Below are 12,870 nucleotides of genomic sequence, written 5' to 3'. Positions count from 1 at the left end.
CATGCTCACAGGGCTACCAGTAATAACCTTAATTATTTAAAATGCCTGAAAATTATGTTTTAGAAGTGGATCAATTTGTCCGCTCGGTAGAAATAAGCAGACAAGATTTTTTCACCGTACTTTTAGGAGCGGGTGCATCTATAACATCTGGAATCAAATCTGCTAATGAATGTGTTTGGGAATGGAAAAGAGATATCTATTCGACTAAGGTATCTACGCACAACAGCGGAAAATTAGATGACCGCTCCGAACAGGTCCGGCAAACAATCCAAAAGTGGTTAGATAATGAAGCGATTTATCCAAGGCTTAATTCTCCTGAAGAATACTCTGTTTATATTGAGAAATGTTATCCGATAGAGGACGATCGAAGGAAATACTTTCAGCGCCTAGCAGAAAAAAAGCAACCATCTGTTGGATATAAATTACTTTGTCTTTTACATGAATTGGGATTAGTGAAATCGGTGTGGACGACCAATTTTGATGATCTTTGCCGGGATGCAGCTATTAAAACCAACAATACCGTCATTGATATCACCCTGGATTCTGTAGACAGAATAATCAGGCCGATAAACTCTTCGGAACTGTTATTGGTCAAACTACATGGTGATTATAAATATGGCCCTTTAAAGAACACCGATAGAGAACTGAAGGACCAAGACGAAACATTCCGTAACCGGCTAGTAGAATATCTTAATGATAAACATTTGATTGTTTCAGGGTATAGCGGACGAGACGCTTCTGTAATGGACGCTTTGAAGGAATCTTATTCAAAACGGGGATCAGGCAGGTTGTATTGGTGTGGCTATGGCCACGATATTCCTGAACCTGTCAGAGCGCTTATCAAGACTGCTAGACAAAACGGCAGATCCGCTTTCTATATACCAACCGACGGCTTTGATAAATTAATGATCACCTTATCCAAAAATTGCTGCAAGGACAACCTTGAGTTAATGGGTAAATTTAATGGCTATTTAAAAAGTGAAAAGGAAAACCTGCTTAAAACACCTTTCACCTTTGAAAACGGCAAGGTCAATTCTATCATTAAGGGTAACCTGTTTCCTATTAAATTGCCACAGGAAGCTTTTCAATTTGAATCTGACATAGCCATTGAGCCTAATCCTTGGAAAACAATTAGAGAACTGGTTAAACCCTTCAGGATCGTTGCGGTACCTTACAAGGGTTGCATTTGGGCATTAGGTACATTGACAGACATTAATGAATGCTTCAACGGGAAAATAAAAGGGAGTGTCGTAAGAGTGCCAATTGCCGGAATAAATTTGTGGCGGGATACAGCTATTTACAGTTTACTGCTTTCTTCCCTGGTCCGGGCATTATCTGCACCACATGGCTTAAAGTCAAATGGCAAAGACCTGATCTGGAAAGAAACAGCTACCACCAATCGCATATTGCAAAATGTACTTTACAGTACGCATGAAGCAATCAGAATATCGCTAAGTACAGATGGAATACGCACATATTTGTCTATTCTGCCTGATTTCAGAGTTCAAACTTCCGACCCCGAAGCGAGGATCACTAAGGATATCAAGCAGGAAGTTGGCCGGACGTATTTTGATAAGTTACGGAACAATTATTTCGATGACTACATCTTATCCTGGAGGAAGCTCATCTTAAAGGGAAGCGATAAAAAGTTAAACATCGAATATCCTACTAACTCGGCGTCCGGCTTTATCTTTGAAATATACCGGCTCCCATTATTTGCAAAGATTGCCAAGCCTAGTGTAGGAACTGAGGTGAGATTAAATGACAAGTTTCCCAAAGCTGTATTACATTTTAACGGCATACAATATAAGGAACCAGAATTGGAATTTGGCGCCAAGCACCAGGGAATGCAACCGCCTTTTGATTTTCACCCTATGAGAGGCTTAAGTAAAAACAATCCGCATGACAGTAATTTGAACGGATTATTATTTGAAAATACTATCCGGCTTGGCGTGATCTGCAGTTCACAGGAAGCAGGAGTATTTTCAAGTTTCCTTAAAACTCATTTAGCCAAAGTCAGTTCAAATAATGTAAATCAGGATTACCTGATAGATTATCCGGGATTTTATGATACTTATGGCGTTAGCTTGAATGTGCCTGATATCAATTCTGCAAATTGGTTCAGTTGCCCTGAGCCGGAAACCAAGCAGACACTAAAGGAAACAGCCTTTGATTTACGCGCCAAAATCATCAACAGAATCGATCAAAGTTTAAAGGATGAAGTAAAAAAAGTGATTGTGATATTTATTCCAAACCGATGGTTGACCTATACGTCATTTGACGAGGAAAATGAACATTACGACCTGCATGATTACATTAAAGCCTATTGTGCTGAAAAGGGCGTGGCTACACAATTTATTCAGGAAGATACCGTGAAAAGCCCATTAAGTTGCCAAATCAACTGGTGGTTATCACTTTCATACTATGTAAAATCCTTACGAACACCGTGGGTATTACAAAACCTTGATAAAAATACGGCCTTTGCCGGAATAGGGTACAGCGTATCAAGCGCAAAAGCAGAAGTCGGCAATATTGTTTTAGGTTGCAGCCACATATACAATTCGGAAGGGCAAGGATTGAAATATAAGTTATCCAAGGTTGAAGATAAGCTCTACTGGGATAGACAGGACCGTCCCCACCTTAGTTATAACGATGCATTCCGTTTTGGACTTTCAATCAAAGAGTTATTTTTCAATGCCATGAATGAGTTACCTAAACGAGTAGTCGTTCATAAACGTAACTATTTTACGAATGACGAGATCAACGGTTTAAAAGACAGTTTACTTAGTAGCGGAGTTAATGCATTGGATCTGATTGAAATCAACCATGCCGATGATATTCGATTTATTGCCACAAAGGTGGATAATGATTCTATGCCAGTCGCAGATAACTTTGCAGTTCCAAGGGGCACTTGCATCAAGTTTGATGATCATACAGCATTTTTGTGGACTCATGGAATCGTTTCGTCGGTGAGAAACCCGGCTTATAAATTTTACTTAGGCGGTAAGTATATTCCAGGACCTCTGAAAGTCACCAAACATTATGGAGAAAGTAATATCGGCACAATAGCAAATGAGATCCTTGGCTTAACTAAGATGAACTGGAATTCTTTCGACCTTTACAGTCAGCTGCCAGCGACGGTAAATTCATCTAATGAAATAGCAAGGATTGGTCGGCTTTTGTCTAAACGGGAAGGTATCACCTACGACTACCGGTATTTTATCTAAGGACGGTTACGTTTTAGAATTTGATTCGTGCCCAGTCGGAAGCACCCAACCATGTGTTTCTCGAACCACTTTGCAGGTGATTTAGAAAAATTGGCATCCCTTGCATTGCGATAGAAAACTTGGTTCGAGCCCAGCCTCAGGAGCTCCAGTATAAATAAGCGGTAATGTCTATGTCCCCCGACTGGATGTAATTCGAACCATTTGGTGGAACAGTTAAAGCTTTTAAACGATTTAAAGGGTGCTTAAAGGGCTTTGCTCCTCCTTCCTGGCCCTTAATCGAACAAGTTTAAACAATTAAGTTTTGCGTGATTTTTTAAATTTACAGTTGTCAATGAATCGTGGTTGTATTTTTTGATATAGGCCAGTTAGTATAAATTCATAAAATCACAGCTTTCTGAGGCATGCTAACCGAATATTTCATTCTTACACGTTAGTTTGGAATTCGCATAATGCCATCCACTAATCAGTGGATAGTTTCCTAATTTCATCAAGTAGTTTGGATATCTCAGACAGACGTGGTAAATGAGAATAATAATCATTTACTGCCATTTGTGATTTTAGAGCATTGATAATTTCTAGATGTTGTTTTGTAGAGCTTCTTAAATCAACCAAGGCCTGTTCAGTCAATTTGCTATAAGCTGCCGTTGTATTGTTGATATAGAGCTTGTTTAACAGAATGTCATAGCTCTCAATGAATACTCCATTTCTTACAATAATAGCATCATTAATCACCTTTAGAACAATCTTATCCGCAACTGGAATGAATGATAGTCGTTGACTTAAAGGGTTATATACTTCGACTATATCGTCAGCTAAATTATTGATAACATAAAACGATGAGCCAAATGCGGCTAATATTTTGCCAGCACAAGGCAACGTTGAAATGAGTATAGATTGCTCATCATACACTTCAAAACACTGTTCTAATAATAAAACTTTCGAGATCATAAATTCGCTTATAAAATGATTATTTATGTGGTAGGCATTTAACCCTTTTAAAAGACGGATTTGAAGTTTACCCGAATAGCTTAGCGAACATTCAATACCCTTTTCAAGGTGTCCTGCATGGCCGCCTTGAAAGCCTCATCTTTGGAAACTAAACGATAGAGATCAAGCTCATCTTTGCGTTGTTTAGCCATTACTTCATCAAAGATTTTCCTAAAAGCAATCTCTCTGTTCTGAACGTCAGCATTTTCTTTGTATTTGTCCTGAAAGTCTGGGTGAGCTTGAATCTTTTTCGCAAGATTTACAAACTTAACTCGCTGCTCTTCAGGTGTTGCTTCCCATCCTTGAAAGAACCGTTCATTAAAGCTTCGTATGATAAGGTCTAAGGAATCTTCCTCTGTATCACCGCCATGAGCACCACGGGGATTTGAGTTTTGTGGATCAACTTCGGTTTCGGATTGATCTAAGCCAATGGAAGTATTCAGCTTTACTCTTTCTAAACCATAAGTCGATAAATCAACCGAATTTAAAAGCTCGTCTAAAGCATCCTGCTTAGGGTCGGCTATTAATAACTTGGGTATAAGGAATTTTAAAAACCAAAACAGCCTTTCCCAATTTAATACCTCATAAGGCAAAATTGCAGCCATCTGACCATAAATTTTAACAAACTGTTTAGCTTTTATTTTAAAGTCGGCTTTTTCGTTGTCCTCAAGGTCTAAACCTCTATTAAATCGCTCTGCTGCAATATCTATAATGGTACTTAGTTCTTCAGCGTTAACACCATCAAAATATTTCGTCACAAAATCCTCAACCTCGTGCCACTCGTAGACACCTACTGTATCTAAAACCCCTTTCAGGTCATGAAGGACGTTTACGTTTGTTGCTTTACTTAACGTAGTTGAGGTATAAAATGGGTCAAACGACGCTTTAATATCTTCTGTAGAGTTAAAAAAGTCCAATACAAACAAATCCTCCGTCTTCTTACCCAATTTATCAGCGGCACGATTTAGCCTTGATAATGCCTGTACAGCTAACACTCCCTGCAACTTTTTATCTACATACATTGCAGATAACTTTGGCTGGTCAAACCCGGTTAAATATTTATTGGCAACCACCAATATACGGTACTCATCCATATTGAAATACCGAGCTATTTTATCGCTTATATATCCAGGCTCAGTTGGTTTGGCAGTATCTAAATGTGGTGGGAAATAATTCAAAGTATCCTCTGAATATTCAATTCCGTCAATAGTCTTTTTTCCTGAAAAAGCAATTGCAATACTAAACGGATTGCCGCGCTTTTTAAGCAGGTTTTGTAAAGCAAAATAGTACCGTATTGCCGACTCAATACTTTGTGTTACCACCATTGCTTTAGCTTTACCTTTAAGTTTTTTGGTGTTTACCACTTTGCTTATAAAATGGTCGAGCATCAATTCTGCTTTCGTAGCTATGGTTTGCTCATGCCGCTCTACAAAGGCTTTCAATTTTTTCTGTGCCTTGGCTGTGTCGAATAGCGGATTATCTTCAATGGATTTCTCTATTTCGTAATAGCTTTTATAAGTAGTATAATTGGCCAGAACATCTAAAATGAAGCCTTCTTCAATGGCTTGTTTCATTGAGTACAAGTGGAAAGGCTTAAACTTATCATCATCCTGTTTTATACCAAATTTTTCAAGCGTAGTGTTTTTGGGCGTTGCCGTAAACGCGAGGTAGGAAGCATTGTCTGCCATTTTACGAGCTTTCATCGCTTCTAATATCTTGTCCTGCGGGTCCGGGTCTTCTTCCTCGGCGACTACGGCACCCATTGCACGATTTAAGTTGTCAGATGCTGAACCGCTTTGGCTACTATGTGCCTCGTCAATAATTACAGCGAAACGCTTGTGACTTAGATCGGCAATGCCATTTACAATGAAAGGAAACTTTTGAATAGTGGTTACGATAATTCTTTTGCCGCTTTCAAGGTTTTCTTTTAGTTCTTTGGCTGAATAAGCCGGAGCAACAATGTTTTTTACTTCCGAAAACTCCTTAATGTTTTCTCGTAACTGTTTGTCTAAAAGCCTGCGATCTGTAACCACAATAACCGAATCAAACAATGGGTTATTTATGCCTCTGCCGCCTGGCGTACTTTCGCTTTCGGGATAGGTTTCAATTAACTGATAAGCCGCCCAGGTTATGGAGTTGGATTTACCCGAACCTGCGGAATGCTGAATAAGATAAGTTTGCCCAACGCCTTTTTGTGAAGCATCTTTTATTAATCGGCGCACCACGTCTAACTGATGATAGCGCGGAAAGTATAGGTTTTTCTTGTTTAAAGGGTCAATCTCTTTACCGTCAAACCTAACAAAGTGCTGTATAATGTTGGCTACGCTTTGGCGGGTTAAGATTTCGTTCCACAAGTAAGTTGTCTTGTGTCCGAAAGGATTAGGTGGATTTCCCTTTCCAAAGTTGTTGCCCAAATTAAAAGGCAGAAAGAAAGTATTCGCGCCATCTAACTTGGTCGTCATGTACACCTCATCGGTATCAAGCACAAAGTGTACTATACACCTGCCAAAGTTTAACAATGGCTGCGTAATATCGCGCTTGAATTTGTATTGGTTTTGCCCGTGTACCTTAGCGTTCTGCCCAGTCCAATGGTTTTTTAGTTCCATTGTAGAGAAAGGCAGGCCGTTTACAAACAACACCATATCAATCTCTTCCTTTGGATTGGCTGCCGAATAACGCACTTGACGGGTAACACTAAATTGGTTGGATTCGAAATTGTCTTTTACATTTTGACTGCTGCTGGCCAGTGGTAACGGATATAGTAATGTGAAATAAGCATCGTCAACGTCCAGACCTTTGCGGAACAAACGGATTATACCATGCTTTTTGATCATCTTATCCAGCCGTTCTAATATCTTTAGCTTCCAATCGCTTTGCTTTTGGAGTTTGGCTAATTCATCCTTTTGGGTAGTGCTCAAAAAATCCCAGAATCGTTCCTCGTCAATAGCGAACCTAACATTGAAATCATGAGGTGAACCAACATAGTAACCTTTACCTGCGCGGTAAAGCTCATTTCTATCAGCAACAGCGTTGAAAACACTTGTAGGTTTGAGCTCCTCAACAGTGGTGCCAGTTAGATGTTTTTCAATGGCTGCCTCTAAGGCCTGTTCGTTAGTTTGACTTGGCATGAGCAACTTGATATAAATCGACTATGTATTTTACAACTTGTTCAGGTTTATCAGAGATGAAGTCGTCGTTACCTCTCGCCCTAACCAGGTATTGCTTAGCTCCGTTATGGTTGTAAATAACTTTTGTTTTTTTTGATTTGATTTGTGAGATGCCGAATTGATTTAGACTTTCAATAAATTCTAATTTAATGTCATCATGTTTAAATCCTTTTTTAACAAGCAGCTTTTTAAGCAAAACCGATTTTACTTCAGGATCGGCGTATTTATTATATTTCGACTTTCTTAAAACATAAATATCATCATTATCAAAGAATTTAAGGTATTTCTCGTATGACATTTCAATCAATGATGGGTTCTCAATAAAATCCTTACGCCAATCTTTACTATCGTGACTATCAATGATGCGTTTTAAACTACCATTTATATCATTGATGTCAAGTTCGTCGAATAATTGATGCAAATAGCCGCAACGAGGTGAATAATATTCGCTTGTTTTATTTCCGGTTTCCTTAAGTAGTCGTTTCCAGCTTATATCGCGATGATTATTTCTTAGCAACGACCAATTAGTTGAGTATAATAAATAATCTCCTTTAGCAAGTAATGCTCTTCTAAAAAGCTCTTTGTCAAATGTTCTTAAGCCGTTGTCGTCAAAAAGTTGAATAAACTTGTTGTAGTATTGTGTTATTTTATCTAACAAGGCCTCATCTGCCACACTTGTCCACTCTAATTCATTTTTAAGGTACCTGGCATATATTCCCGAAAAGGAAAGCAAAAACATAATTTGACCTTTTAAATAGGGATGTTCTTCTGCCTTAAGGATAAACGCTTCCCACTGCTCTGACTTAGCCATTAGTAATATTTTTAATTTTTCTTCCCTGATTTGTTGGCCATCAAAACCTCTAATGTCGAGATCCACAAAATCGCTGTATATATTGCCACTGTATGATTCAATAAGCCTGTCAACAGAAGAAATTGTGCTCACAAAATCCTTCGAGTCATTGTAAGTTGTGTTGGGTATTAAGTTTTTTATTAAACGATCCCATTTTTTCAACTCATTGGGTTTAACTGTATTTTGATGTTTGGCTAAAAATTTGAAAATAGCGTAAAACAAACTTCTTTCTTCATATCGAGCTTTGAAATCTTTTTTATAAGAACTGTATATGATATTTACTTTATCAAGATATTTTTTGTCTACTAGGTAGGTTTTAACAACTTCATTATCCGACACTAGCAGATCAAGTGTATCTATGTAAGTAATTATAGAGTCTTCGTCCAATAGTCCAAGAGATTGAAAAAGGAAATAAGAAAGGCTTCCTTCGTGACTGTCAAGTTTGCGAATAACAGCATCGAATATATAGTGGCCAAGGTGTTTTTTTATAACTTCATTTAACCCAATAAACGCTAACAAATTCAACAGCTTGTCATCAAATTCATTTGTTTCTTTATTTCTTACCGCCCAAAAGAAATCACTCCATAGCGTATCGGTTTGAGTAACAAAATAGGTTTCTACATCTACAGGCTTCGAGCCACCGCTATGTTTTAAAGCATAGTTATACTTATCATTGAAGGGAGATTGTTTAATAAAGCGCCCAAGCTCTGCTTTTAAATTTTCAAAATTGGTAAGAGGTTTGCCTCTCGCATTCATCTTTATATATAGATCGTCTGATATGCCAAAGTTTTTAATATCGAGGAAATTAAAAACAGCGCAAGGTTTGTGCTCATCTATTAAATGGTCTAAACCAATAGGTGAATCATTAAACACACTATGAATTTCATCAAGCATAGTTAAAGCTGACTGGATAGTAAGGTCGTATTTCCAACTTATAAAATACCAGTTCTTATTTGTTATTACCGACTCAAAGGTGTTTTTTTTATTAAAAATCTCATCATGGTCTTCCTTCGTTAATTCGGTATTTATCTTATTTAAAAAATCCAGTGATGATCGTCTTGTTTGATATTTGAACTTTGATAAAGGACTTAATATTTCATCTAAACGACCTTCTTTAAAAGCCATGTACCAATGTAGCAGGTATAAGGTTGTTAATCTTTGCTGTCCATCGAGCGGTATAAATGCGCCTGCGTCAATGTATCCGTATACAAAATCAAGCTCTAACGGTAGTTTATTTTCTTTTATAACACCTATTGCGCTTTCCTTTATTTTAGTTAAAAAAACAGTGCGGATCTCATTTGCTTTGCTATTGTTCCTTCCCTGAGCATAGTCCCTCTGTATCATGGGGATCTCAATGCCTCGCTTTATATCATGCCCGGGCAAGGCGTTATTTAATATATTCCAGATGGTAATAGTGCTCATGCTTGTTTTAGGTTAGATAGGTTAAAGATCTATTGATGTTTTCAACGTAAGCCTTTCTGTCTTTAAAAGTCCAGTAAGCTAAGTGAGCCGGTGTTTTTGTGTAGTATTTTAAGAATACCATTTTAGTTTCTGTAGGGACAAATAGACCCGCCTTATCTCTTTCCAGTATCATTCTTCGCTTTATATCAAAAAGCGAATTCTTAATAGCAGAATTGATCGATCCGTCTAATAAAGCGAGGTTGGCAATGGAGTGATCATCATTCATCCACTCATATTCACCTGCCGTTTCCTCGGTTCTCTCCTCTATAACTTCAGAGTCGTTTGCGTCAAGCGTTTGAATTACTTTTTGAATATAGTCTCGTATTTTAATGAAGCAGCTCTGAAAATCTTCACGTTCAATTTTTTTACTGCCTGCCGCCAATAAATCAGAAATACAAAGCGTAATGTCTTTGGCTAATTCATCGTTCTGCTTTGATTGAAAATAAGGTAAATGGTCTTGCAACCAGGCTTCATAATCCTCCTCGCGCAGTTCATCCGAATTTTGGGCGAAAACATGCTCCAGCGTCCAGGCTTTCCCTTTAAATTTATGAAACGGAAAATAAACGTTGGCATCTTTTACCTCCAAGCTGTTAATAACATTATGGAGTAATAAGATTTGATTAAGTTTAGCATTGTGGCTTCCGTACCGGAGAATAGATATATCCGTACAGTTAATTTTTCCTTTAATATGCCTTTTCAACAGCGAAAGGAAATCGCTTTTTTTGTTCCTTTTAAAGTCGGCTATCAGTTTAGATATATCTGCATTTTCTGCAATTAAAAAACCAATCAAATGATTGTATGTCTTATCATGATACCACTCGAGTAATATATCAAACAGCTCTTTAAGATTACTCCATTGGCGTTCTATAAATGACGTATCCGTATATTTTGATGCTGCTTCCTCATCGGCTCTTATTTCTTTAACACGGTCGTAAAAATACTTAAATGAGGCGTAAGGGTGCTTTTCGCTAAATGTTGTGCCTGTATATAAATTAAGAAGGTAATCTATCCGAGTTTCAAATTTCTCATTGCCGTTATAAATAAAGCCCCATAGCTGCGGCTCTTGTAACGCTTTTTCCATCTGATCCCACTCTAAAGCTATGGCGTTTTGCTTTAATGATAGTATTTTGGTATAATCTTTATCATCAGCACTTTCTGATATAAAACCTAATGATAAATTATTTTTACTTAGAAAAACGGCCTTTACCAGTTCGGCATTGGTAAGTGGTATTTTACCCACATTAATTCTTGTAAAAACGTCTATAGCATCAACAGACTCTGTTATTTCATACCAAATAAATTCAATAGACTCGACTATCGCATCAAAAATTTTTGTGTTAATATTGGCTTTCTTCTCTTTTGCTTTTTTTAACCACTCATTAATTGTTATGAAAGCGTTGCTCATATAATAGTAGTCCGGATTATCTTTGTTAAGAACCAGATCAAGGTTTTGAAGAAAGGTAGCGCTATTTGGCCTTGTTTCGTAAGCTAAGGAGAACAGGTCAATTTCGTCGTTATTTTGTTTTAAACGCGTTAACAGCAAAAAAATAGTAGTTAGCCGCTGCTGGCCGTCTAATACCTCATATCGTCCGTCAGCAAGTTTTTTAACAACTACAGGCTGCAGGCAGTATTTATCTTTTAGCGTTTTTTTTGTGTAAATAAACTCATAAATATCGTTCAGCAGGTCTTCCACCTGTTCATCATCCCAGCGGTAACCGCGCTGATAAGAGGGTATCAAAAACCGGTATTTAGGTGCATTGTTTTCTTGCCTTAGCAGGACTCCCACCGGCAAGGTCTCTAAAATGTTTGTCATTGAAAATTGTGTAGGTTTAGGATATCTATTTATTGTTATTTAACTTACTTTTATTTTACCCGTTACAGCACTGTTTATTAAGGTGGCCTTATATTCTTTTAGTTTTTCGATTTCATTTTCTTTACGGGATGTTGCCTTGGCTGTTTTTTTAGTGACGTTTTCAATATGAGACGCAATTTCACATTGTTCCTTATATGGAGGTTCTGATACTTTTAAATTTAGAAAATCGCCTTTCGAAATATTTTTCATGCTTGGGCTTGAACCGTTTGCTATTGAGGTAATACAGCGTCTAAAGCCATCGGTAATCAAAACCTTACTTAACCATATCACGTTGAGCTTAGTGTTTTTGTTAAAAACTGTCTGCCATAAACGATCTGGTAAAAACAAATTAGGATATTCCCTGTCCACATATCCAGAAGCGCCAACTAACTCAGGAGCGTTCATTCTGCTGATTATTATACAGTTTGACCTAACAGGGCAGTTCACTCGACGTAACTCAGATTGAAATACTTTTTTGTTTTCCCTGAAATCAAATGAATATTTATAAACCGCACTTGTTTTTAACACACCAATTTCACCTAAACCGGCTGCCTCTGACTCTGATGCATTAACGCTGACTCCTGATTCTAAATCCATAATAAAATTCTTCAATCTCTTCACCTCCCAATGTTCCGGTATCTCACCAATCCATTCCACACCGCTATTCTTTAAAGGGACATCAGGGTTAAGGCCACGGGTAACGGCTTTATTAACTAACACCTGCCTGCGTTCTTTTAAAAGCTCAATTTGTTTTTCCTTTTGTGCAATGGCGCGATCAATCAGTTCAATTTTACGGTCAAGAAAATTGGCAATGGCGGTTTGTTCGGCAATTGGTGGAAATACGATTTCGCTATTCCCTATATCGTTAAAATTAAGCGTCTGCCTTACGCCAGAACCCAACAGCTTCATGTACGCAACATCAAACCGATGTAGAAGCCATTTAAAATAATTTAAATCTAACGCTACTGAATTGTGCAAAACTATATAGCCCGAACTTACAACAACATCAATCTCTGACAAAGCAATTCGCAGACTGATCAAATCGTAATTAAGGTTTAATGGATTTACTAAAAAGTCTCCTTTTAAAACTATCTGATATGACTTTTTGGTTGCTTCTGGAATCTTCTCATCGTCTTTATAAACTACTTTCCCAAAACTTATAGATCCGCAACTTAACTCGGTATTTGTTCTTTTTTTTACCTCATAGAATATTCGCTTTAATTTAATTACCTCCCAATGTTCCGGCACTTCGCCCAGCCATTCTACGCCGATATCCTTATAAGCCGTGTAGCGCTCAAAATCTATTTTTTCTGCTGTTATTTCCAT

General features: G+C 37.7%; 6 protein-coding genes. 1 reads left to right on the top strand and 5 read right to left on the bottom strand.

What is annotated here, in order from left to right:
* The first annotated feature begins 41 nt into the window (after positions 1-41).
* Positions 42-3,227 (top strand): SIR2 family protein, encoded by a 3,186-nt coding sequence (locus D0C36_RS23595; protein ID WP_117394200.1) that lies wholly within the window; start codon positions 42-44, stop codon positions 3,225-3,227.
* Positions 3,228-3,686: 459 nt separating this feature from the next.
* On the opposite strand, the gene D0C36_RS23590 is transcribed toward D0C36_RS23595, so the two are convergent.
* The 5 genes from D0C36_RS23590 to D0C36_RS23570 form a co-directional block, all read right to left on the bottom strand.
* A complete protein-coding gene (locus D0C36_RS23590; RefSeq protein WP_117394199.1) occupies positions 3,687-4,175 on the bottom strand; it encodes a hypothetical protein in 489 nt (162 codons plus the stop codon).
* 80 nt (positions 4,176-4,255) lie between these two features.
* Positions 4,256-7,342: a type I restriction endonuclease subunit R gene (locus tag D0C36_RS23585; RefSeq protein WP_117394198.1), complete on the bottom strand. Its 3,087-nt coding sequence runs from the start codon at positions 7,340-7,342 to the stop codon at positions 4,256-4,258.
* Entirely contained in the window at positions 7,326-9,653 is a 2,328-nt protein-coding gene (locus D0C36_RS23580) for a DUF262 domain-containing protein (protein WP_117394197.1), read from the bottom strand. Before D0C36_RS23580 ends, D0C36_RS23585 begins: the two co-directional genes overlap by 17 nt.
* Before the next feature lie 7 nt (positions 9,654-9,660).
* A complete protein-coding gene (locus tag D0C36_RS23575; protein WP_117394196.1) occupies positions 9,661-11,505 on the bottom strand; it encodes a DUF262 domain-containing protein in 1,845 nt (614 codons plus the stop codon).
* Positions 11,506-11,544: 39 nt separating this feature from the next.
* On the bottom strand, positions 11,545-12,870 hold the full coding sequence (locus tag D0C36_RS23570; RefSeq protein WP_117394195.1) for a restriction endonuclease subunit S: 1,326 nt from the start codon (positions 12,868-12,870) through the stop codon (positions 11,545-11,547).

The sequence above is a fragment of the Mucilaginibacter conchicola genome (genome assembly GCF_003432115.1).
GTDB classification, from domain to species: Bacteria; Bacteroidota; Bacteroidia; order Sphingobacteriales; family Sphingobacteriaceae; genus Mucilaginibacter; species Mucilaginibacter conchicola.
Note: the sequence above shows the minus strand (reverse complement) of the source record. Positions and strands in the feature narration are given on the sequence as shown.